Source organism: Photobacterium alginatilyticum, assembly GCF_009910675.1.
Classification (GTDB): Bacteria; Pseudomonadota; Gammaproteobacteria; order Enterobacterales; family Vibrionaceae; genus Photobacterium; species Photobacterium alginatilyticum.
Genome location: NZ_RSEJ01000027.1, coordinates 81,864 through 104,367 on the forward strand (window position 1 = coordinate 81,864; position 22,504 = coordinate 104,367).

General features: G+C 51.2%; 20 protein-coding genes. 7 read left to right on the plus strand and 13 right to left on the minus strand.

The genetic code is table 11. The annotated features are described in order from the left end of the window. Positions 1–8 precede the first annotated feature (8 nt). Both EIZ48_RS21900 and EIZ48_RS21905 read right to left on the minus strand, forming a co-directional pair. Positions 9–275 (minus strand): DUF4212 domain-containing protein, encoded by a 267-nt coding sequence (locus EIZ48_RS21900; protein WP_075768208.1) that lies wholly within the window; start codon positions 273–275, stop codon positions 9–11. A gap of 227 nt (positions 276–502) precedes the next feature. Next, complete coding sequence (locus EIZ48_RS21905; RefSeq protein ID WP_160656327.1) at positions 503–1,138, minus strand: response regulator transcription factor; 636 nt, start codon at positions 1,136–1,138, stop codon at positions 503–505. 188 nt (positions 1,139–1,326) lie between these two features. On the opposite strand from EIZ48_RS21905, the gene EIZ48_RS21910 reads away from it, so the two are divergent. Then, positions 1,327–2,520, plus strand: a complete 1,194-nt coding sequence (locus tag EIZ48_RS21910; protein ID WP_160656330.1) for a GGDEF domain-containing protein — start codon at positions 1,327–1,329, stop codon at positions 2,518–2,520. Positions 2,521–2,566: 46 nt separating this feature from the next. Here the strand turns inward: EIZ48_RS21910 and EIZ48_RS21915 are convergent, their stop codons facing one another. From EIZ48_RS21915 to aspA, 4 genes are all read right to left on the minus strand, one after another. Next, positions 2,567–4,441: a protein-disulfide reductase DsbD gene (locus EIZ48_RS21915; RefSeq protein WP_160656334.1), complete on the minus strand. Its 1,875-nt coding sequence runs from the start codon at positions 4,439–4,441 to the stop codon at positions 2,567–2,569. Positions 4,442–4,613: 172 nt separating this feature from the next. Beyond that, a complete protein-coding gene (locus EIZ48_RS21920) occupies positions 4,614–5,528 on the minus strand; it encodes a LysR family transcriptional regulator (RefSeq protein ID WP_160656337.1) in 915 nt (304 codons plus the stop codon). A 287-nt stretch (positions 5,529–5,815) separates the two neighbouring features. Next, positions 5,816–7,117, minus strand: coding sequence for an anaerobic C4-dicarboxylate transporter (locus EIZ48_RS21925; protein ID WP_075768205.1), 1,302 nt, complete (start codon positions 7,115–7,117; stop codon positions 5,816–5,818). Positions 7,118–7,228: 111 nt separating this feature from the next. Continuing rightward, complete coding sequence (gene aspA / locus EIZ48_RS21930) at positions 7,229–8,689, minus strand: aspartate ammonia-lyase (protein ID WP_083652199.1); 1,461 nt, start codon at positions 8,687–8,689, stop codon at positions 7,229–7,231. A 456-nt stretch (positions 8,690–9,145) separates the two neighbouring features. Between aspA and EIZ48_RS21935 the strand changes: the two genes are divergently transcribed. Continuing rightward, positions 9,146–9,679 (plus strand): FxsA family protein, encoded by a 534-nt coding sequence (locus EIZ48_RS21935; protein WP_075768204.1) that lies wholly within the window; start codon positions 9,146–9,148, stop codon positions 9,677–9,679. A 107-nt stretch (positions 9,680–9,786) separates the two neighbouring features. On the opposite strand, the gene EIZ48_RS21940 is transcribed toward EIZ48_RS21935, so the two are convergent. Then, a complete protein-coding gene (locus EIZ48_RS21940) occupies positions 9,787–11,154 on the minus strand; it encodes an MATE family efflux transporter (protein ID WP_160656339.1) in 1,368 nt (455 codons plus the stop codon). 209 nt (positions 11,155–11,363) lie between these two features. On the opposite strand from EIZ48_RS21940, the gene EIZ48_RS21945 reads away from it, so the two are divergent. Next, positions 11,364–11,654 carry a co-chaperone GroES gene (locus EIZ48_RS21945; RefSeq protein WP_075768202.1) on the plus strand — a complete coding sequence of 97 codons (291 nt, stop codon included), beginning with the start codon at positions 11,364–11,366 and terminating at the stop codon, positions 11,652–11,654. Positions 11,655–11,695: 41 nt separating this feature from the next. Further along, positions 11,696–13,342 (plus strand): chaperonin GroEL, encoded by a 1,647-nt coding sequence (gene groL / locus EIZ48_RS21950; RefSeq protein ID WP_160656341.1) that lies wholly within the window; start codon positions 11,696–11,698, stop codon positions 13,340–13,342. A gap of 756 nt (positions 13,343–14,098) precedes the next feature. Here groL and EIZ48_RS21955 read toward each other — a convergent pair. Beyond that, positions 14,099–14,605: an MgtC/SapB family protein gene (locus EIZ48_RS21955; protein WP_160656343.1), complete on the minus strand. Its 507-nt coding sequence runs from the start codon at positions 14,603–14,605 to the stop codon at positions 14,099–14,101. Between the two features lie 16 nt (positions 14,606–14,621). Further along, positions 14,622–15,527, minus strand: coding sequence for a 30S ribosomal protein S6--L-glutamate ligase (gene rimK, locus EIZ48_RS21960; RefSeq protein WP_160656346.1), 906 nt, complete (start codon positions 15,525–15,527; stop codon positions 14,622–14,624). An 81-nt stretch (positions 15,528–15,608) separates the two neighbouring features. Here rimK and EIZ48_RS29795 point away from each other — a divergent pair, with 81 nt between their 5' ends. Next, positions 15,609–15,731 carry a hypothetical protein gene (locus tag EIZ48_RS29795; protein WP_275690389.1) on the plus strand — a complete coding sequence of 41 codons (123 nt, stop codon included), beginning with the start codon at positions 15,609–15,611 and terminating at the stop codon, positions 15,729–15,731. Positions 15,732–15,946: 215 nt separating this feature from the next. Here the strand turns inward: EIZ48_RS29795 and alr are convergent, their stop codons facing one another. The 3 genes from alr to epmB form a co-directional block, all read right to left on the minus strand. Beyond that, the gene (alr, locus tag EIZ48_RS21965) at positions 15,947–17,161 is read right to left on the minus strand and encodes an alanine racemase (RefSeq protein ID WP_160656349.1); all 1,215 of its coding nucleotides are present in this window, start codon (positions 17,159–17,161) and stop codon (positions 15,947–15,949) included. Between the two features lie 41 nt (positions 17,162–17,202). Beyond that, positions 17,203–18,819, minus strand: a complete 1,617-nt coding sequence (locus EIZ48_RS21970; RefSeq protein WP_160656351.1) for a methyl-accepting chemotaxis protein — start codon at positions 18,817–18,819, stop codon at positions 17,203–17,205. Positions 18,820–19,061: 242 nt separating this feature from the next. Continuing rightward, entirely contained in the window at positions 19,062–20,084 is a 1,023-nt protein-coding gene (gene epmB, locus EIZ48_RS21975; RefSeq protein ID WP_160656354.1) for an EF-P beta-lysylation protein EpmB, read from the minus strand. Between the two features lie 33 nt (positions 20,085–20,117). On the opposite strand from epmB, the gene efp reads away from it, so the two are divergent. Further along, positions 20,118–20,684, plus strand: coding sequence for an elongation factor P (efp, locus tag EIZ48_RS21980; protein WP_075768197.1), 567 nt, complete (start codon positions 20,118–20,120; stop codon positions 20,682–20,684). 176 nt (positions 20,685–20,860) lie between these two features. Further along, the gene (locus EIZ48_RS21985; protein ID WP_160656357.1) at positions 20,861–22,258 is read left to right on the plus strand and encodes an SPFH domain-containing protein; all 1,398 of its coding nucleotides are present in this window, start codon (positions 20,861–20,863) and stop codon (positions 22,256–22,258) included. 77 nt (positions 22,259–22,335) lie between these two features. On the opposite strand, the gene frdD is transcribed toward EIZ48_RS21985, so the two are convergent. Next, a partial coding sequence (frdD, locus tag EIZ48_RS21990) for a fumarate reductase subunit FrdD (protein WP_338046941.1) occupies positions 22,336–22,504 on the minus strand: 169 nt, incomplete at its 5' end.

Genomic DNA, 22,504 nt, shown 5'->3' on the forward strand with positions numbered 1-22,504 from the left:
TAAACCTCTTAGTCTTCTTGTACGTTGAACTTACGATCGAGCGCATTCATACGCACTACGTAGACAAAAATCAGGGCAACAAAGGTGTATATGGAGCCTTGCTGCGAGAACCAGAATCCGAGCTTGAAGCCGCCAAGCTGAATACTGTTGAGGGCATCGACAAACAAAATGCCTGCACCGTAAGATACGAGGAACCAGATGGCTAGGAGGGAGCCCATCGTTGCGAGGTTCTCTTTCCAGTAGGCCTGGGCCTGCTCCTTGGATTCAAACGCCATTGTCATCTCCTTTCACGTCGTCATAAATCACGTTAATAAAATGTTACGTAATGACAATAGCAACGAATAGATAAGGAAACAGTGCAACTTTAGTCGAGACAGAAACGACAAAATCGCCGAAAATGCGGCGATTTTGTGACCAGGGCAGAAAAATGCGGATGTTACGAAAATGTTGAGTTAGCCAAAGGTCTAACTGTCATATTGAAAAAAACAGACCGGATAAGACCCTACTGGGTCAGATCCATCTGTTGCAGCAGAATAACGGCCTGAGTTCGGTTTTTGACCCCGAGCTTGCGGAAGATGGCCGTCATATGGGCCTTGATGGTGGCTTCGGAGACATTGAGATCATAGGCAATCTGCTTGTTGAGCAGGCCGTCTGAGAGCATGCACAATACCTTGTATTGCTGCGGTGTCAGGGTGGCTATGCGCTCGGCCAGTTCGTTGACTTCCTCGTCCTCTTCCCCCAGTCCTTCCGGGAAGTAGGGGTCGCCTTCGAGCACTTGGTTCAGGGCTCCTATCAGGGCCCGCATGTCACTGGATTTCGGAATAAAACCAAACGCGCCGTGGCTACGGACCTGGCGGATAACATTGGTTTCCTCGCTGGCGGAGATCACCACCACGGGAAGATCCGGGTATTGGTTGCGGAGCTGGATCAGTCCCGACATGCCGTTGGCGCCGGGCATTTTCAAGTCCAGCAGCAACAGGTCTACGTCCGGCTCTTTTTCAAGTAGGGAGAGCAGGGTATCAAGGGAATCGGCTTCCAGCAGATTGGCCCCGCTTATGGCCATATGCACTGACTGAAACAGAGCATTGCGAAATAGCGGGTGGTCATCGGCAATAACAATAGTGTACTGAGCGTCCATGGCAGTCGTGTCTGATTGTTTTTAATTACGCTATCACTGCTTATAGCGTAGATCAATTTGTTAACACTCAAGATCTGAACTGGATCGGCTCTTATGCGATATGTTGAGCAATGACAGATCGCTTATTAAGGTATTGATCAAATTGGTCGCTTTATTTCAATGGGATAGCGTTAATTTGGAAATAGGGAATGATCCGACACATCGAGACATGGACGACAGGGCGAGACTACTTTGAACAGCAACAATTCAAGCGCCAGGCACAGGGCTGGAAACTGATCATTGTAACCTCCGGGCTGCTGTTGGGCCTGGTATTTATCGAGCTGTTTTGGCTAGAGCCAACGGTAACAAGTCAGGTGAAGTCGGTATTTAGCGGCGTCCTGGCCTTACTGGGAGGGGCGGCCTTTGTGTTGTGGCTGGTGGTGCAGGTGATGCCGATCAAGGTGAAATGGCAGATAGCCTCGCTGGCACTGGCCGGGTTGCTGGGAAGCTGCTGGGCGGTCTTGTTTCCGCTGCTGATCCATTACTCCCATTTCTCCACTCTCTATGTCTACAGCGATCTGTTTATCTTCCTCTCGGTGGTGGCGTTTTTTAGCTACCCGCCGGCTATGTATTTGGCCATTGGCCCTGTACTGGGCTCGTTCTTGTTCTCTGGGGTGTATTTAGAGCTCAACCACGAGGCACTTACTGTTCTGAGTGTTATCAGCCGGCTGGCGATAGTCATCGTGGTTCGCGAATGTCTCTATCACTGGTTTCATTCCTCGGTTTTTCATGAATTTGAAGAGCAGCGCCTGCGTCAGGAGCTTGCCACGGTATCACTGGTCGATCCGATCACCGGGCTGCAAAACAGCCGGCATTTTGAGTTGATGCTGGAGCGGGAGATCATGGCGTCGCGTCGTCACCACAGCGAACTGACGCTGTTGATTGTGAGTGTAGAGCCACTGCGGCTCTATACCATGACATGCGGCCATCAGGCTTATGAAGTGCTGCTAAAGCGTGTTGCCAAGGGACTGCGCCGCGGCGTATACCGGCCACGGGATTTCATTGCCCGGGTTGGCAGCGATGAGTTTGCCGTCTTGTTGCCTGATACGGATACGGAGGGATCAGAAATTGTGGCGGAGCGGATACAGAGACATATTCATCGATGTTGTGACAATCTGGTCAAAGCGGATCTTGAGCAGCCTGTCTGCGTGAAAACCTCGGTTATCGAATGGACCCCGGGCTGGAATGTCAGGCAGGTTTTCAAGCACATGCATGATGCTATCAATGTACTGCGCGACGATGACAAACCTGAGGATATGGATGATTCGGATGATGCAGAAAAGGGGCACGAACCGGTTGATATCATCGCCCGCTATGAGCCACTAAGCCGGTTAGGAAAATAAAGAAGAGCACCCTGGGGTGCTCTTTTTCGTCGTGGGTGGCACGGATCTAGTTGAGAAGTTTGTGGTTGTCCAGATGGTTGAGAAACGGTGAGGCTTCCATAAAGCCTGTCAGGCGCGCATTGCTGATGCGGTTGCCCTTGGCATCCCAGAAATCCAGTGTTGGCAGGCCGAGTACATCCATCTCTTTTAACAACTCGATATCAGCCGGTGAGCTGTTGGTGACGTCAGCTTGCAGCAGGATAAATTGCTGCAGCTTGGGCGCTACGGCCGGATCATGGAAAGTGTATTTCTCAAACTCCTTGCAGGCGACACACCAGTCGGCATAGAAATCCAGCATCACCGGTTTACCCTGGGCCTTGGCTTCGGCCAGCGCCAGATTCAGATCGTCAACGGTGCTGACACGCTCAAATTCAACGGTGACCGGCTCTTGGCTGACTGACGGTGTGTTGCCTCCGGTTAGTGACTGGTACAGCGGCTGGGCAGAGGCGAACAGGCCGACAATGGCAATCACTGCCAGGGTACTGCTGCGCCACGATACCGCCAGGGTGTTTTTGACATGATACAGCCAGCCGAATGCGGCCAGTCCCAGCAATGACCACAGGTAAGGAACCAGGTTATGCGGCAGGATCCGCTCTAGCAGGAAGACAGGGACGGCCAGCAGAACAAAGCCGAAGAAGACTTTGACATGGTTCATCCAGTTGCCGGCCTTAGGCAGTAGTTTGTTGCCGAACATCGCCGCCAGGATCAGCGGGATCCCCATGCCGATTCCCAGTGCATATAGGGCGATGGCCCCGGTTAGCAAGTCACCGCTCTGGGCGACATAAATCAGGGCGCCTGACAGCGGGGCGGTGGTGCACGGAGAGCAAACCAGGCCGGAGATAGCCCCCATCGCAAATACGCCCCCGGTATTGCCGCCGTGCTGTTTGTTGCTCTGGTTGCTGAGCCAGGTCTGGACACTGCTTGGCAGTTGCAGGGTATAGGCCCCAAACATCGACAGGGCCAGCAGCACAAACATGATACTCAGCCCGATCAGGACATAAGGGTGCTGCAGCGCGGCCTGAAATTGCATACCGGCCGAGGCGACCACCAGACCAAGCAGGGTATAGGTCAGTGCCATGCCCTGGACATAGGTAAACGACAGACGGAAGGTTCGTCCGTGGCTGAGCTGTCCGTTCCCCAGCACAATCCCGGTCAGGATCGGATACATCGGCAGTACGCACGGGGTAAAGGCCAGACCGATACCCAGAGCCAGAAACACCAGCGGCGTCCACCATTGCTCGGCCAAATCGCTGGCCAGCCTGTCCTGCTCAGAGGCCGGTACCGGGTTATTGCCAGCAATGTTAGTGCTTACTTTCGCAGTATCATCTGTCGTACTGGTGCGGTTTACTACCTTGCTGTCTGCCGCAGTGTCAGCGGGGGGGATCGGGGCGGCCCCGGCGGTTACTGCCGATAACGGAACCTGACGGATTTCCGGCGGATAGCAAAATCCGGCCTTGGCGCAGCCCTGGTAGCGAACGGTCAGTACTGAGTCATTGGAAGCTTTCAGCACCGGTACGCTGACAGTCAGCGGATCGGTATAAATAAAGACATCCCCGAAGAATTCGTCTCGGTACGGCTGACCGGCGGGAATCTCGACGGTGCCAAGCTCGGCAGTGTCGGAGGTGACCGACAGCTGATGCTGGTACAGGTAATAGCCGGGCTTCACTTGCCAGTCGAGGTATACCACCTCGCCTTGCTGGCTGAAGTTGAAAGGAAAGGCCTCGTCGACCGTCACAAACTTGTTGGTACTGCTGGCGGAAAAGCCCGGTAGGGAAAATTCGGCCCGGACGGGCAGGCTGGCGACACTGGCCAGTAGCGTTCCCGCCAGTGCGACAAGCGCAAGATAACGGGAGAATCCGCAATAGTGTTTTAGTTTCATCATTCAGATCAGACTCGTCTGCAGGGGTTTATACCCAAACTCACTGTGAATACTGCATGTTGAGGTAGTTTGGGTTTTTACTATACCCTCTCAGACCGTGTTATTCAGTGTTTGGTTTCATCTACTGCAAAAACAATGGCTTTTAAAATGATGAAAGCGAAAAGATGGTAAGCGGTTACTTACCTAAAGCGTCACGCATAAAATCGGTAAAGCTGCGTACATGCGCAGGCACATACCCCAGTCGCTGATAGAGCATATAAATCGGGCGCGGTGGCGAGTACCAGTTATCCATCATGGTTGCCAGCAAGCCCTGTTCGCAGGCATCGGCCACGACATAGTTCGGCAGACAGGCGATACCTAGCCCGTCAATGGCGGCTTGCTTGATGCTGTTGAGATCCGCGATGGCCATTCTTACCGGCGAGTTTATCCAATAAGTTTCTGTATCGGCGGCACCGTTTCTGTCGGTAAGTGCCCACTCAAATTCTGGTACGCTGGCCAGGCGGGCGTGCTGATTTAAATCCTGCGGATGCTCCGGGGTTCCCTGGCTGGTCAGGTAATGGGGGGAGGCGACCAGGATCCGCTGTGACTCGCCGATTTTGGCCGCGGCGAAACTGGAGTCCGGCTGCTGACCGACCCGAAAGACGACATCATATTGCTCCGGGCTGTAGTCGTGATGCTGGTTTGACAGGTGGTTCAGCGACAGCGTGATGTCCGGGTAGCGGGCCAGAAACTGGTTAAAGAGCGGCATCAGCCGGTAGGTGAGCAGGCCGACAGGTGCCGAGATCCTAAGTGCCCCGCGCGGATTGGCGTGGCTGCTGTCGTGCAGCTCGTTGGTAGTGGTCTCGAGCTCGTCAATCAGCGGCTGGCAGCGCTCAACGTAGCTCTGCCCCAACGGCGTCAGGGATACGTTGCGGCTGTCACGGATCACCAGCTGGCTACCCAGGGTGTCTTCCAGCCGTTGTAACCGTCTGCTAAGGGTGGCCGGGGGAATATCTAGCGCACTGGCTGCAGCTCTGAAACTTCCTTGTTGAGCAATTGCAATCAGAGTGCGCAGGTCGTCTAACTTCATTCCATTTTTGCATCGCTGCATAACGCTTTTACCTCTATCGCCTGGCTCGCTCAATCACTACTATTGTCTGGCAGGCTTTCCTGTCTTAAGCCTGATCTGTAGCAAATTGAGACATGGTTCCGGGTAGATCGTCGGGATTGACGATATAGCCGGGCTGAACCAATACGCCGGAATCCGTATTGGTTCGCTGTCTTCGCCTCGGGATGAGGCGGAGACAACAAATCCTTCATTTTATCTTTCTTATTACTCCGATAAAAAGAAAAGGCCACCCGAAGGCAGCCTTTGTCATTTATCTTCAGTCGATGCTGTTACAGGAAGATACCGCCAACAGCAAAGCCCAGCGCGACAGAGGTCGTGATTGTTACCACACCCGGAATAAAGAACGGGTGGTTGAATACCAGGTTACCGATACGGGTTGAACCTGTGTCATCCATCTCAACGGCGGCAAGCAGGGTTGGGTAAGTAGGCAGTACGAACAGCGCACTTACTGCTGCGAATGAAGCGATAGCCGTTAGCGGTGCGACACCGATAGCCAGTGCGGCAGGCATTAGCGCAGTAGTCGTTGCCCCCTGAGAGTAAAGCAGCATAGAAGCAAAGAACAGAGTTACGGCTAGCATCCAAGGGTACTGCTCCAGGATTTCACCCGCCAGTTCTTTGATTTCAGTGATATGGCCAGAAACGAACGTATCACCCAGCCATGCCACACCCAGTACGCACACACAAGCACTCATACCAGACTTGAACGTTGCTGCATTGGCAATCTTAGAGGCATCAATCTTGGTGATAGTGACGATAGCCATAGCCGCTGTCAGCATGAATACCATGATAGCGTCGTTACGGCCAAGTGCAGGATCTTCAATCAGACCAACAGCATTGGAAATCATGGTTGCGTAGGCAACAACCGCGACGATAGCGGCAATAAAGATGTAAGTTGCAGGCTTCGCTGTCGGCAGGATTTCACGCTTGGTCGCGCCCTGGATTTTGATCAGGCCCTTCGCCAGACGGTCTTTATAGATAGCATCGTCTTTCAGCTCACAGCCCAGGAAGTTAGATACAAACGCACCGGCCATACAAGCGACAAACGTAGTTGGAATACAAACGGCCAGTAGCGTCAGGTAGCCTACTCCCAGCGGTTCAAGAATGCCTGAGAAGAAAACAACCGCTGCAGAGATAGGCGATGCGGTGATTGCAATTTGTGAAGCCACAACTGCAATAGAAAGCGGGCGAGAAGGGCGGACGCCTTGCTCTTTGGCAACTTCCGCAATAACCGGCAGGGTAGAGAACGCGGTATGACCGGTACCTGCTAGCAATGTCATGAAGTAAGTGACCATCGGCGCATAGAAAGTGATGCGCTTAGGATTTTTTCGAAGAAATTTTTCAGCAAGATCAACCAGCCAGTCCATACCACCGGCAACCTGCATCGCGGCAATGGCAGTAATTACTGACATGATGATCAGGATAACGTCTACAGGAATATTACCTGCATCGACACCCAAAAGAAGAGAAAGTACCAATACGCCGGCACCGCCAGCAAAACCAATACCAATACCGCCGATACGTGCGCCTAAATAGATAAACGCAAGAACGACAAAGAGTTCTACACCAATCATGAGATTGTCCTGTCTTTAAAGTTAAAAAATATAAAAGGGGGAAATCTGTAGCAAAAAAATGGCGGACTCTCATCCTGACAATCCGCCGGGTTTTATCGCGTTTGCGCTTTATTAGTTGTAGCGCTTCGCTTTATATTCTGGGTGCATCAGGTTCTGAACTGAGAAGATGTCATCTAGCTGAGCTTCAGTCAGCAGACCACGCTCTAGGACAACATCACGGACGCTCTTGCCTGTTTCAGCACAGATCTTACCGACGATGTCACCTTCGTGGTGGCCGATGAACGGGTTCAGGTACGTTACGATACCGATAGAGTTGAACACGAAGCTTTCACATACTTCTTTGTTCACAGTGATACCGTCGATACACTTGTCGCGTAGGTTGATAGAGGCATTTTTCAGCAGGTCGATAGACTCGAACAGTGCCTGGCCGATCACTGGCTCCATTACGTTCAGCTGAAGCTGACCGGCTTCCGCTGCGAAAGTAATGGTGGTGTCGTTACCAATCACTTTGAAGCAAACCTGGTTAACTACTTCTGGGATCACCGGGTTAACTTTCGCTGGCATGATAGAAGAACCTGCCTGCATTTCAGGAAGGTTTAGCTCGTTAAGACCTGAACGAGGACCAGAAGACAGCAGACGCAGGTCGTTACAGATCTTAGATAGCTTAACGGCTGTACGCTTCAGCGCGCCGTGAACCATAACATATGCGCCACAGTCAGACGTTGCTTCAATCAGGTCTTCTGCTGGTGTGCATGGCAGACCAGTGACTTCAGCCAGACGCTGAACGGCGAGTTCCTGGTAGCCTGTTGCTGCGTTCAGACCGGTACCGATTGCCGTTGCACCCAGGTTAACTTCCAGTAGAAGCTGGGCGGTGTGGCGAAGGTTTTTAATTTCTTCTTTGATCAGTACGCCGAATGCGTGGAATTCCTGACCGACAGTCATTGGGACGGCGTCTTGCAGCTGGGTACGGCCCATTTTCAGTACGTCAGCGAATTCTTTGTCTTTCGCGTCAAACGCACCTTTCAGGTACTCCAGTGCTTCAACCATGTTCATGATGCTGTTGTATACAGCGACACGGAAGCCTGTTGGGTAGGCACAGTTAGTTGACTGGCTCTTATTGACGTGGTCGTTAGGGTTAACGATGTCATACTCACCTTTTTCTTTGCCCATTAGCTCAAGAGCAAGGTTTGCAATCACTTCGTTGGCGTTCATGTTAACTGAAGTACCGGCACCGCCCTGGTAAACGTCAGACGGGAACTGATCCATGCACTTTCCTGTTTCAAGGATCTCGTCACACGCTTTAACGATGTACTCGCCAACATCAGAAGGGATAACACCCAGCTCTTTGTTCGCCATTGCAGCGGCTTTCTTGGTGAAAACCATACCGCGAACAAACTCTGGTACGTCAGAAATAGTCGTTTTGGAAATGTTGAAGTTTTCAACAGCACGAAGAGTGTGAATACCCCAGTATGCGTCAGCTGGGACGTGGCGATCGCCAAGAAGATCTTCTTCGATGCGGGTTGCAACGTTTAGAGTTGCTTCATTTTTTTCTAGATCAATCATCTGAGACATAGTGTAGCCTTAGTGGAATCTGCTAATGAAATTCAATTATTGAGCCAATTCTGAATGATTAGAATCCGTTCCGCAGAGATTTTGGCTAGATGATCGTACCTGACACCTATTGTCTGAAGCCGATAATACTCCCCTTTAGTGGTAAAAACATAATCCAGATCACTTTTTTAATCTGGCTGAAAACATTTGCACAAAAACACGATCTACATCACATTTAGTGTTAACAGCTCGCCGGTGATTTATGTCGACTAATGAGCAAATATGACAAAATGTGAAGGTTCTGTTTTGCGTAGTCAGCGTGGGTTCAGGCAGTGACTTCTGGTACACTCTAGAGGTTGAAAAAGGGCTATTTGTTCCCGATATTATAAGATAGAACCTGGCGTGATGACTCCGGATGATTTCATCCGTGTCGCGTATACCCGTTTATCACAGACCGCAACCGCAAAGAGGTGAGTCGTGTTTCCTGTTTTACTATTTCTGTTTATTGTTGTTCCGATTATTGAGATCGCCCTGTTTGTTCAGCTAGGGGGATTTCTGGGCCTATGGCCAACGATTGCACTGGTGTTGGTAACGGCGGTTGTCGGGGCATCGCTCGTACGGAGCCAGGGGATAGCCACCCTTATGTCGGTGCAAAGCCGCCTGCAGCAAGGCGAGTTGCCGGCTCAACAAATTGTCGAAGGGGTGATGCTGGCTGTTGCCGGGGTACTGTTGCTGACACCGGGCTTTATGACTGATGCACTGGGGATGCTGGTATTGCTTCCGGCACCGCGTGCAATGCTGGCCAAGCAGCTGATGAGTCGGGTGAAGGTCCAGAACATGGGCTCGGGCTTTAGTGCCGGTTTCGGTGGCGGTCAGGGCTTCAGCGGCCAGGGGCCGTTTGACCACCGTTCGGACTCATTCAATCAGCGTCCGTCAGATGGTGATGTGTTCGATGGTGAGTATGAGCGTAAAGATGAAGACAAGGACAACAATGATCGCCGGCTGCCTTAAATAGTCGCGGCAAGCATTGTGCAACAATGTGAATGTAGAAAGGCAGCCGAATGGCTGCCTTTTTGTTAATGCTGTTCATATTTATTGTCGGCCCAAAGGTGTGATCTTTAGCTTGGATTGGCCAGACTGCTGTACATGTGCCGCCGCATTTTGACCGCGTACAGGTATGCCCCGATACCGCTCAGCAAGTTGGCGATGGCAATGCCGACAAATAACCCTTCGGTGCCGTTGATCCAACTGCCCAGCCATGCCGCCGGCAGCAAGAAGGCAAACAGCCGCAGCAGATTCCACACCAGGGCATGGACGGATTTGTGCATAGCGTTGAGAGCGCTGATGAGCAGCATGCACACGGCCTGCATGCCGTAGCTGATCGGGACCACAATCAAGTAGTGCCAGAGTTGTTCCTGAACGGCGCTGTCCTGACTGAACAATGCAGATAACGGCCAACTGAGCGGTACCATCATGATGAATATCAGCAGTTGGAACAGAATGGCAAAGCGCATCGCGGTAAACATTGCCTTGAAGGCACGTTGCGGGTTGTTGGCGCCTAGGTTCTGGGCCATGAACGGCATTAGTGCCGAGCCCAGCGCCATCATCACGAGCACCAGCAGGGATTCGATTCGCATCGCGGCGCCGTAGGCGGCCACCGAGGTGGTGCCCTGATAGGCAAGCAGCGACATTAATATGGCTCCGGACAGGGGAGTCAGGGCATTGGACAGGGCTGCCGGGGTGCCGACCTGCATGATTTGCTGCCAGTCCCTGCCGAGCAACCTCAGCTGCGGCATCGCCAGCAGTTTTTCTCTCTTGATTAAAATATAGAGGGAGCAGATCAGGGCGAAGGCCCAGCTGATCCCGCTGGCTATCGCCGCACCTCTTACGCCCAGTTCGGGAAACGGACCATAGCCAAAGATCAGTAAAGGATCGAGTACACCGTTGATCACACCGGCCAGCATCATGATCTTGGCCGGTGTCTTGGCGTCACCGGTGGCCCGGATGGCACTGTTGCCCGCCATCGGTATGACCAGCAACGGAATAGCCAGATACCAGATATCCATATATTGCTTGATGATTGGCAATAGCTCCGGTGATGCACCGATGAGCGAAAATAAGGGTTCGAGGGTCAGCAGGCCTATACTGGATGCTGTGATCATCAAAAGTACGGCCAACAACAGGCCGTGGCTGGCGAACCGGGCGGCAGTGTGATTGTCGCCGCTGCCCAGTAGGCGTCCTACCCGGGTTGAGATCCCGACACTGACGCCCATGGTGATACAGTTGAGGGCAAAGGTGACCGGAAAGGTAAAGCTGACCGCGGCCAGTGCCTCGGTGCCCAGCAGCGAGATAAAGAAGGTGTCGACCAGGTTAAACAGCAAGATCGCAACCATCCCGAATACCATCGGAACGGTTAACCGGCGCAGGACGATAGGAATGGGCGCTGATAAAAGCCCATGTTTGTCTGCTTTTCTTTCTGTTGCCATAGCTGTCTCATTATCGGGATGCCCGCCTACCCTAAAGCAAAGAGTGTGATCGGGCAAAAAGTCTGTGAGAATTTTTCTAAAAAAATAGCGTCGGGGGCTTGGGATCCAGAAAAACGTCCCAACATGTTTAGTTATCAGAAAAAGTTAGTGTGAAACCATGCTAGCTTTATTAATCGTATGGATATTACCAAAATCAGGAGAGACGACCGATGAACATTCGTCCTTTACATGACCGAGTTATCGTTGAGCGCCAAGAAGTTGAATCAAAATCTGCCGGCGGCATCGTTCTAACTGGTTCTGCAGCTGAAAAATCTACTCGCGGTACAGTACTGGCAGTAGGCAAAGGCCGCATCCTAGAAAACGGCACGGTACAGCCGCTGGACGTTAAAGTTGGTGATACTGTGATCTTTGCTGAAGGCTACGGCACGAAGTCTGAGAAGATCGACGGTAAAGAAGTCCTGATCATGTCTGAAAATGACATCATGGCAATCGTTGAATAATCCGATCACTACGAATAAAGAATTAAGAAAGGAAGAAAGACATGGCTGCTAAAGACGTTAAATTTGGTAACGATGCACGAGTTAAAATGCTGGAAGGTGTTAACGTTCTGGCTGACGCAGTAAAAGTAACACTGGGTCCTAAGGGTCGTAACGTTGTTCTGGACAAATCTTTCGGTGCACCAACTATCACTAAAGATGGTGTTTCTGTTGCGCGTGAAATCGAGCTGGAAGACAAGTTCCAGAACATGGGCGCACAGATGGTTAAAGAAGTTGCTTCTCAAGCCAACGATGCGGCGGGTGACGGTACGACAACAGCGACTGTACTTGCACAGTCTATCGTTAACGAAGGCCTTAAGGCAGTTGCTGCGGGCATGAACCCAATGGATCTTAAGCGCGGTATCGACAAAGCCGTTATTGCTGCTGTTGAAGAGCTAAAGACACTGTCTGTGCCATGTGCTGATACCAAGGCGATTGCTCAGGTAGGTACTATCTCTGCAAACTCTGACGAGACTGTCGGTAACATCATCGCAGAAGCAATGGATAAAGTAGGCCGTGATGGTGTTATCACGGTTGAAGAAGGTCAGGCTCTTCACGATGAGCTAGACGTTGTTGAAGGTATGCAGTTCGACCGCGGTTACCTGTCTCCTTACTTCATCAACAACCAGGAAGCGGGTTCAGTTGATCTGGAAAACCCATTCATCCTGCTTGTTGACAAGAAAGTCTCTAACATCCGTGAACTACTGCCGACTCTGGAAGCGGTAGCGAAAGCGTCTCGTCCACTGCTTATCATTGCAGAAGACGTAGAAGGCGAAGCTCTGGCGACGCTGGTTGTGAACAACATGCGCGGTATCGTGAAAGTAGCTGCTGTTAAGGCACCTGGTTTCGGTGACCGTCGTAAAGCAATGCTGCAAGATATTGCGGTACTGACAGCGGGTACAGTGATTTCTGAGGAAATCGGTCTGGAACTTGAGAAAGTTCAGCTTGAAGACTTGGGTCAGGCGAAGCGTGTAACAATCACTAAAGAAAACACCACTATCATCGATGGTATGGGTGAAGAAGCGATGATTGAGGGCCGTGTTGCTCAAATTCGTCAGCAGATTGAAGAAGCGACTTCAGACTACGACAAAGAAAAACTTCAGGAGCGTGTTGCTAAGCTAGCAGGCGGTGTTGCAGTAATCAAAGTAGGTGCTGCTACTGAAGTTGAAATGAAAGAGAAGAAAGACCGTGTTGAAGATGCCCTACACGCAACGCGTGCAGCGGTAGAAGAAGGCGTGGTTGCTGGTGGTGGTGTTGCCCTAATCCGTGCGGCTTCTAAAGTTGCTGGCCTTGAAGGCGCAAACGAAGAGCAGAACGTCGGTATCCGTGTTGCACTACGCGCTATGGAGTCTCCAATTCGTCAAATTACCAAGAATGCCGGTGACGAAGAGTCTGTGGTTGCTAACAACGTTCGTGCTGGCGAAGGTAACTACGGTTACAACGCGGCAACTGGCGAGTACGGCGACATGATCGAAATGGGTATCCTGGACCCAACAAAAGTAACGCGTTCTGCACTGCAGTTTGCGGCTTCTGTTGCTGGCCTGATGATCACTACCGAAGCGATGGTTACTGACTTACCACAAGATTCTGCTCCTGCAATGCCTGACATGGGCGGCATGGGTGGTATGGGTGGTATGGGCGGCATGATGTAGTCGAACTTATCACCTCTTAGCTAGTTAGCCCAATAGCGGTGTCGGAAGTGCTCATTTACTAGCGTAAACTGCGCGCTTCCTCCTTGCTCTTGAACTACCTAGCGTTGAGTTGAAAAATTCTTGAAGCTGGAGCCTTGTCTCCAGCTTTTTTGTGCCTGTCGTATATTGCACAGAAGCGGCGGGTTTCTGACAAAATGTTATCGTATCAACTATCTTCCTTGACGGTTAAGGTTGCTTTTCTTTCCTCGAACAGTTCATCCGTGAAATCCCTTAAAAAGCTGTACGCTTATTATTGTTATTTAAAACAATGGCTTACATTTACATTTGAAGTCATCAGTTCATGGTGTTACTTTCGCTCAGCTTTTTGCTGAACAAAGCTCTGTTTGCTGATCATGTTCGACATTATGAGAAGGGAAAAGCCATAAAAAGGCTGTGCAGGGTTCTCCGGAGAAAAAGCTGGAAAAGCTGTACTGTATTTTTGTTGTTTAAATTCAGTAATTTACATTTAGAGCTAGGGTTATTAGATCTAGGTGTTCTATTTGCTCACATAAAAGCTGTCTCAGAAAAGAAAAGCTGTACATACTCCAGAGTAATGTCGCATTTTAACCACGACAAGCTTTAAAGGAAAAAAGCTCGAAAAACTGAACAAGATTATCTCCTTTTAAAACAACAACTTAAATTGGTGATGCAAGTTATTGTATTAAAGTTTTGTTTTGCTCAGCTTTAAGTTGTACCTTTCGTGGAAAGGTGTACGGTTTATCCCCCGGATTGAGCCGGAGGCGGGGTACGCTTCATTAGTTTGCGCTGACGACGGTCAGACCAATGGGCGTGAACCCCCTTGCGCAGAAAGCGTAGGCTGTTTTCCAGCTTGTCGACGCCGAGCAGTACCGCAATCATGACGCCCGTCATAATCACCGCGCTCTGACCATAGCCCAGCCCGATGGTGACGCCTAGCGCGGCCAGCATCCAGACCACAGCCGCTGATGTCACGCCGTGTATTTGGCCGTCACGGTTCATCATCACACCGGCACCGAGGAAGCCGATACCGGTGATCACCTGGGCCATGACACGGGCAATGTCGGCATTGCTGTCAGACAGTGTTCGCCCGAGCGTGATAAAGCAGTAAGTGCCGACAATGATTAAGGTCGATGTACGGATCCCCACCGGTTTGCCTCGTAGCTGGCGCTCCAAACCGATCAGAGCGCCGCAGATCCCGCATTTCATTAGCGCAGGCCACGCAAAGGGGGCAATGTCAGGCCACATTGCATTTTCTCCTGGTTTATTGAAACGGTAGCCGGCGGCGCCCTTTCTTGGCGGCATGCTTTTCGATGAACTCGACAATCAGGCCGGCAATGTCCTTGCCTGTGGCACTCTCTATCCCTTCCAGCCCCGGTGAGGAGTTGACTTCCATCACCAGTGGCCCGCGTTTTGAGCGCAGCAGGTCAACACCGGCAACGCTGAGCCCCATCGCCTTGGCGGCAGCAACGGCCGTCTTGCGCTCTTCCGGGCTGATCCGGATGATAGCGGCACTGCCGCCACGGTGCAGGTTCGAACGGAACTCTCCGTCGGCAGCCTGGCGTTTCATTGCTGCTATCACCTTGTCGCCAATCACAAAGCAGCGAATATCGGCACCGCCGGCCTCCTCGATAAACTCCTGCACCATGATATTGGCTTTTAGGCCCATAAAGGCTTCAATCACGCTCTCGGCCGCTTTCTGGGTTTCTGCCAGTACGACACCGATTCCCTGGGTGCCCTCGAGCAGCTTGATCACTAGCGGTGCACCGCCGACCATCTTGATCAGATCGGGGACATCGTCGGGTTTGCTGGCAAACCCGGTAATTGGCATCCCGATGCCTTTGCGACTGAGTAGCTGCAGCGAGCGCAGTTTGTCGCGAGAACGAGAAATCGCAATGGACTGATTGACCGAAAATACATCCATCATTTCAAACTGACGCAGTACCGAGCAGCCATAGAACGTAATGTCTGAACCAATACGGGGAATGATGGCATCAAAGCCGGTTAAATCATTACCCTCGAAATGAATCGACGGCTGTACCGAGTTGATATTCATATAACAACGCAGTGCATTGATGATTACTGCCTCGTGGCCACGCTCTTCGCAGGCTAGGCGCAGGCGACGGGTGGAATACAGGTTTTCGTTCTGGGATAAAATGCCAATTTTCATTGCGTTACTCGTTATCAATAGTCAGAAAGGCTCAGCAAGGGAAGTTTGGCTGCCTTCTATCCTGCTGAATGGAGCGCGACTATGCGCCCGAAATGGCTGAAAAGCGAGCGAAATGGCGATGATATTTTTTTATCGTCTGAACAAGGGAATTTGCTTGAACCCGGTGATTTCGAAGGAAGCATTTGGCTTGCGGTAGCCTTTTAGAGGCATGTTGAGTTTGTCAGGAAAAAAGCTAGAAAAGCTGTACGTAAATAAGCCCATAAAAATCAGACGTTTAACTTAATGTTTTGCATTTGTCTTGTGGTGAGGTGAAAGGTGCATCAATTAGCTGTTTTAGACGGGCAAAGCTGTACGTGTGAAATATCGCTATCAAGAAAAGGCCAGCATGACGCTGGCCTTGAATGTCGATGAGGTCGTCCTTAGCGGTAGATACGTGGGTTGGTTGCTCCCCAAACCGTATAGTGCTCCGGTAGAATGCGACCGCTTTTCTCTTCGGTCTCTTCGCCAGTGATGTGCTCTGCGCCCTGGTGGCCAAAAATAACCACTTCGTCATTGGCCTGTACATCGATGATGTCGGTGACATCGACCATCGTGGTATTCATCGACGCCATTCCCATCACTTTCGCGCGCTGGCCGTTGATCAGTACGTCCGCCTTGTTACTTAAAGAGCGGGCAAAGCCATCAGAGTAGCCGATAGGCAGGTTAGCCAGAACAGAGTCGCGCTCTAACACTTTTGTGCTACCGTAGCCGATGGTGCTGCCTGCCGGGAAGTGGTGAAGCGATGCGACGCGAGTTTTGAAAGAGACGATACGCTGATACGGTGCCGTCGCCGGATAATCACCGTAAAGCATGCCGCCCGGGCGAACCATATCAAGATGAGCTTCAGGCAGGTTCAGGGTAATGTACGAGTTGGCAACATGAAGAGTAATGTCTTCCCGCTCAAGCCCGGCACTGTCCATCAACCACTGGGTTTCTACCTTGAAGCGATCGACCTTGCGCTTGATTTCGTCAAGGCCTTCGTTCGGGAAGTGGGTCATCATACCGACAATTTCCAGGCTCGGGTTGCCGGCGATCTCGACTCCTTCTACCTGCCCTTCATAAGTTGTCAGATCCAGGCCGTTACGGCCCATGCCTGAGGTATTCAGTGCGAGGTGAACAGGAATGGTGGTGCCGTGGGCCCGGGCAATATCGATGATTTGATCGGCTTGTGCCTTGGTGCCGATTAGCTCTTCCATCTGGTATTCCAGCCCGGCCTCGATTTCGTTCTTGCTTGCTGCACGCACGCGCATGATTTTGCCGGTATAGCCATGCTTACGTACGACGCGAGCTTCTTCGTTGCTGGTGATCCCCACGCACGGTACCTGATTGGCGATGATGCTCGGCATCAGGCCTGCAATGCCATTGCCGTACGCGTCGGCTTTCATGATGGCGCAGATCTTTGTCTCGGCGTTGAGCTGATTCTGGAGTAACTGAATGTTGCCTGAGAAAGCCTGGGTATCGATTTCTAGCCATGCATTGCTTGATTGAATGCGCTCTTCGCGTTCGCTGTTGTCAAAATCAACCAGCAGAGGGGCGGCATCAACGGCAGTGTGGCCCGTTAGGGCAAGAGCAAGGAGGCTAAGCTTCAGTTTCAAAATGTATTTCCTATTCTTTACGGTTAAAAAAGGCTGTTAATTTATAGGGTGAACAGCTGCACCACTTTGCGCAGTTCAGTCGCCCGGCGTTTGAGCTCCTCGACCCCTTGCTGGGCTTCTTGGGTCGAGAGTCGGTTCTCATCAGCGCTGCTGCTGAGTGCGGCGACATTGGATGACAGGTGCTCGGCGGCGAAAGCCTGTTCCTTGACGGATTCGGTGATTTCTTCCATTCCTTCGGTGACCGACGTAATTTCAGTGCGGAAGCCGTTGAGGGATTCATTGGCCTGATCGGCGTGCTGTACGCAGTTATCGACCTGTCCGACGGCAGATTGCATGGTGTCGGTGGCCCCGCTGGTATCACTTTGGATGGTATTGATCATGGAGCCGATCTCTACCGTAGCCTTGGCTGTGCGTTCTGACAGCTGGCGAACCTCATCGGCGACGACGGCAAACCCGCGTCCCTGCTCGCCGGCCCGGGCAGCCTCGATGGCGGCATTGAGCGCCAGCAAATTGGTCTGGTCGGCGATATCTTTGATCACCTCGACAATGGAGTTAATGTCATTGGCACGGCCATCAAGCTGGTGAAGCTTTTCGGCAACGGTATTTGTTTCGAGCTGGACGCTCTGCATGCCTGTCACGGCATGGTTGATAGCCCCGACAGTGTCCTGGGTATGTTGCTCGAAATGGGTCATCTTTTGGTTGGCGAGAGTGACCACTTCCGAGATGCTCTGAGAGCTGGTTGCCAGCTCTTCGATGGCGGTTGCACTGTTGCCGACATTCTCGGCCTGTTCGACGGAGCGTTCGGTTACGGCTTGAATCAGACTGTCGAGCTGGGTGCTAACGGCTGCTACGCTGTCTGTGGACTGGTTGATTTCCAGCAGGCGCTCACGCAAGGCGACCATGAAAGTATTGAATGACTGCGACATGGTGCCGACTTCGTCTTTGCTGGTTACCGGCACTTGCTGGGTCAGGTTCCAGTCCCCATTGGCAATGTTGAGCAGTACGGCATTGAGGGCATTAATAGGCGCGACAAGACGATTGGCAAAAAGACGGGCGACAATCAGAGCCAGTGCCATTACGATCACCGCAGTGATACAGACCAGCTTAAGTTCGCCTTCGATCATTGCATCGACTTCACTCAGGGAGACATCGACACCGATGACATAGGTGTCGCCTGCCTGTGTGCGAAACGGCACGAAAATCGAGCGGTACCGGCCGTATTCACCTTGGTATTCTTCGAATTGAACCTGTTGGGTAGCAAAGGCCTTGTGCAGCATTTTCGGCACGATCTTGTATTCTTCCAGGTACCAGTTTTGGTAGCGACCTGAGCGTGCCTCGTCATCGGTTTGGTTGATATAGGTGTAATATACTCGACCGTTTTTCATCACGGTGGAGTAGGCCCAATCCAAATCTGAAGCCTGGGTGAAGCTGGTCAGGTTGCGGGAAATGTCGTCGTAGTTGCTGCCGGCTTTGTCCAGGTGATCATGTCGCCCGTCACCGATTATTTTATTGGTGGCATGGGCTGCCGTTGTCAGCTCGGTATTCAGGCTGCTAATGGTTCTGTCTTGCAAAGCCTGGTAGGAAAAAGTGGATAGCACCAGGATGATGATGAGTGAGAGAGCTGCAAAACATGCCGATAATTTAGTTTTAAGGTTCATTTTGTTAGTTGCTTCTTATCATGTGATATTCGTTCCATAATTGTGTTGCATGGACAATATGCGACAGATCACTCAAAGCACTTAAGGGGACGAACGTCGTTCGCTGTTTTTTTCTACGTTTTGCTGAAAGAATGGGCGGAGATAAGAGGCGGAGATAAGAAGTGGATGTAGAGGTATGCTGAAAGTGGGTTTGCGTTACTTATCGCGCAAACCCATCGAGTTAGGTGGGACTAACAGGGAGATTACTCGAGGTGAAGATCAAGCGGGGTTTTGCTGTTTCTTCCCCCAATTTCTCGGGTCAGGCGGGGCACCAGATAGCCCGAGACATTTTCCAGGAGCCCGGCGATGAGCTTGCGGGCCTGTTCGTCATCGACCATGAAGTGAGCCGCGCCCTGTACCTTGTCCAGTACGTGGAGGTAGTAGGGCAGGATACCGGCATCAAACAGGGCCTCGCTCAGTTGCGAGAGGGCACCGACCGAATCATTCACCCCTCTCAGCAGAACACCTTGGTTGAGTAGCGTGACATTGGCCTGCTTGAGTTTGGTCATCGCCTGGCGAAATTCGTCATTGATTTCGTTGGCATGGTTGATGTGAGTCACCAGAACCGTCTGCAATCGGCTTTGCTTAAGCAGCATGCACAGTTGTTCGTTAATACGTGCCGGAAGTACCACGGGCAGGCGAGAGTGGATCCGAAGACGTTTGATATGCGGGATCCGGTCGATCCTTTCGATCAGCCATTGTAGCTCATGATCCTTGGCCATCAGAGGATCACCGCCGGAAAGAATGACCTCGTTGACCTCGGGCTGGGTTGCAATATAGTCGAGTGCGGTCTGCCAGTGGCGCTTGCTGCCCTTGTTGTCCCCGTAGGGGAAATGACGGCGGAAGCAGTAGCGGCAGTTGACCGCGCAGCCTCCTTTTACAATCATCAACACCCGGTTCTTGTATTTGTGCAGCAGGCCGGGAATGGCATTGTCCTGCTCTTCCAGCGGATCGAGGGAATAACCGCTATGTACCTCGAACTCTTCTTCGAGCGGGAGTACTTGTCGCAGTAACGGGTCGTAGGGGTTGCCAACTTCCATTCTTTCGACAAAGCTCATAGGAACACGGAGCGCAAATAATTTCCGGGCTGCGAGGCCAGATTCCCAGGGAGTCGGATCAATTTCCAGGGTTTTGAGCAGCAGAAAGGGATCGGATATCGCATTCGCTAGATCATTGAGCCAGTTTTGCTCAACAGTTGATGCGTTTCGGGTTATTATATGCGGCATTAAATACAACTCGAAGATGTTAAGAGGATAGAAATGGCGTCTTTCAGCACCAATGAATTCCGCGGCGGAATGAAAATTATGCTAGATAATGAACCATGTGTCATTATCGAAAACGAATTTGTTAAGCCAGGTAAAGGCCAGGCGTTCAACCGCGTTAAGATCCGTAAGCTACTTTCAGGCAAGGTGCTTGAAAAGACTTTCAAGTCTGGTGAGTCGGTTGAAGCTGCAGACGTAATCGACATCGATCTTGATTACCTGTACAACGATGGTGAATTCTACCACTTCATGAACAACGAAACATTCGAGCAGCTTGCTGCAGATGTTAAAGCTGTTGGTGATAATGCGAAGTGGCTGGTAGAGAACAATACTTGTACGCTGACGCTGTGGAACGGTAACCCAATCACAGTGACTCCACCTAACTTTGTTGAGCTGGAAGTGGTTGAAACTGATCCAGGTCTGAAAGGTGATACTCAGGGTACAGGTGGTAAGCCTGCAACACTAACTACAGGTGCTGTAGTACGTGTACCGCTATTTATTCAGATTGGTGAAGTGGTCAAAGTTGATACGCGTAGCGCTGAATACGTAGGCCGTGTGAAGTAATCACTGCCTACTGTTGAAAAAAGGTCGCCTCGGCGGCCTTTTTTGTTGCCTGTAACTTAAGCAAAATCAGTAATATTAGTTTGTTGGCATTGTCTTTATGAAGCTGGTTGTATTTGTTGTTAGAATCGTTTCTATTAATTTATTCGCAACAACAATATAGCTAGGTAAACGAAGAAATGGATTTTAAGCCGCAAGCAAGCACAACATTAAAGAAGAAAATATCATTGCCAATCGTGGGGGGAATTCTCGGCGTATCAGCACTGATTGGTCTCGTTAACAGCTCCGTTCTAATGACTGATGCCGGTTATACTTACGTGCATCAGAACAACGTGACGGGTGAGTTGGACGTGTTTAACGAGCCGGGGATTCACTTCCGGATGCCATTCTTGTCTAAGATCACTAAATATGATCAGGTGATTACCGTCTCTTATGGTAATACGACGGGTGAAGACTTCTACCAGCGCCTGCCTCCGATCCAGGTACGCTTTGCCGATACCTATATCGGCAATATTCCCGTAACTTTCCGTTTCAAGCTGTCGCTTGACCCTGAATCGGTGAAAAAAATGCACCGAGAGTTTCGTAACAACAGCAATTTGATTGATGCCTTGCTGGTTAAAAATGCCCGCAATGTTACAGTGATCACCGCAACCCAATACACCGGGGAAGAGTTTTTCCAGGGCGGACTTAATCAGTTCAAGTCCAAGCTGGGGGATCAGCTTCGTGACGGTATTTACATGACAGAGCGTCGCCAGGTCGAGGTCGAGCAGATTGACTTGGCACCGGTTGGGGTCAATCAGTCCAACTCTAATCAGCTGCAGCGTACCCAGCAGTTGGTTTGGAAGACAGTACCGGTATTGGATGCGCAGGGTAACCCCGAGCGTCAGAACAACCCGCTACAACAATACGGTATTGCCGTTACCCAAGTGACAATCGGTGATCCGAAGCCGGAAGACCAATTGAACAAGCTGCTAATGGATAAGAAGCGTCTGGTTGCCGATCGTATTCGTGCCATCCAGGAGCAGGAAACCTCAAAGGCGCAGGCCGAAACCGAACAGTTGCGCAAAGAAATCCAGCGTACCCGTGAGGTACAGGATGCCCAGCGTAACAAAGAGCTGGCGATTATTGCCCAGCAAAAAGAAGTCGAAGTTGCTCGCCAGATCGCGGAACGGGAGATTGTAGAGGTCGAGAAAAAGAAACGCCTAGCTGAGGTAGACAAAGAGAAAGAGCTGGCGATCGCTCAGGCAAACCTCGAAATCCAAAAGGCCAATGCGCTTTCTGCAGAGTATGAAGCGAAGGCGATTTTGGCCAAGGGTCGTGCGGAAGCGGAGATCCTGAAAGCGAAATATGATGCCTACGGTGCGAACCGTGATGTGTATCTGGCCGAGCTGAACCGCGATGTCTCGACGGCGCTGTACCAGAACCTGAAGAACTACCAGGTGCAGATGCCTAATAACTATTTTGGCGGCAGTGAAGGCGGAAAGCTAACCACCAACCTTGATGTGATCACAGGTTTCGGGGCGTTAGGTATTTTAGAGCAGAGCCAGAAAATGGCCGAGTCGAACCCGAAGAAATAATGCTGGCTCAAGAGCATGAATAAAAAAAGCACCGCTCGTGCGGTGCTTTTTTGTAGCGGTAATTTCTTGTCTTGAGATTAGATCATGAAGACAAAGATAACCGCCAGTGCAGATACCAGGAAGGCAGAAGCGTAACACGCTACTTTACCCGCCACGCCTGTGTGGAATTTCAGGTCGTGCATACCGTGGTGCAGACGGTGCATTGCATGCCACATTGGAAGTGCCAGTGTCGCAATCGTGAATAGT

Coding starts and splice junctions, on each gene's coding strand:
- EIZ48_RS21900 (WP_075768208.1), bottom strand. CDS start 275: ATGGCGTTTGAATCCAAGGAGCAGGCCCAGGCCTACTGGAAAGAGAAC.
- EIZ48_RS21905 (WP_160656327.1), bottom strand. CDS start 1,138: ATGGACGCTCAGTACACTATTGTTATTGCCGATGACCACCCGCTATTT.
- EIZ48_RS21910 (WP_160656330.1), top strand. CDS start 1,327: ATGATCCGACACATCGAGACATGGACGACAGGGCGAGACTACTTTGAA.
- EIZ48_RS21915 (WP_160656334.1), bottom strand. CDS start 4,441: ATGATGAAACTAAAACACTATTGCGGATTCTCCCGTTATCTTGCGCTT.
- EIZ48_RS21920 (WP_160656337.1), bottom strand. CDS start 5,528: ATGCAGCGATGCAAAAATGGAATGAAGTTAGACGACCTGCGCACTCTG.
- EIZ48_RS21925 (WP_075768205.1), bottom strand. CDS start 7,117: ATGATTGGTGTAGAACTCTTTGTCGTTCTTGCGTTTATCTATTTAGGC.
- aspA (WP_083652199.1), bottom strand. CDS start 8,689: ATGTCTCAGATGATTGATCTAGAAAAAAATGAAGCAACTCTAAACGTT.
- EIZ48_RS21940 (WP_160656339.1), bottom strand. CDS start 11,154: ATGGCAACAGAAAGAAAAGCAGACAAACATGGGCTTTTATCAGCGCCC.
- EIZ48_RS21945 (WP_075768202.1), top strand. CDS start 11,364: ATGAACATTCGTCCTTTACATGACCGAGTTATCGTTGAGCGCCAAGAA.
- groL (WP_160656341.1), top strand. CDS start 11,696: ATGGCTGCTAAAGACGTTAAATTTGGTAACGATGCACGAGTTAAAATG.
- EIZ48_RS21955 (WP_160656343.1), bottom strand. CDS start 14,605: ATGTGGCCTGACATTGCCCCCTTTGCGTGGCCTGCGCTAATGAAATGC.
- rimK (WP_160656346.1), bottom strand. CDS start 15,527: ATGAAAATTGGCATTTTATCCCAGAACGAAAACCTGTATTCCACCCGT.
- EIZ48_RS29795 (WP_275690389.1), top strand. CDS start 15,609: ATGCGCCCGAAATGGCTGAAAAGCGAGCGAAATGGCGATGATATTTTT.
- EIZ48_RS21970 (WP_160656351.1), bottom strand. CDS start 18,819: ATGAACCTTAAAACTAAATTATCGGCATGTTTTGCAGCTCTCTCACTC.
- epmB (WP_160656354.1), bottom strand. CDS start 20,084: ATGCCGCATATAATAACCCGAAACGCATCAACTGTTGAGCAAAACTGG.
- efp (WP_075768197.1), top strand. CDS start 20,118: ATGGCGTCTTTCAGCACCAATGAATTCCGCGGCGGAATGAAAATTATG.
- EIZ48_RS21985 (WP_160656357.1), top strand. CDS start 20,861: ATGGATTTTAAGCCGCAAGCAAGCACAACATTAAAGAAGAAAATATCA.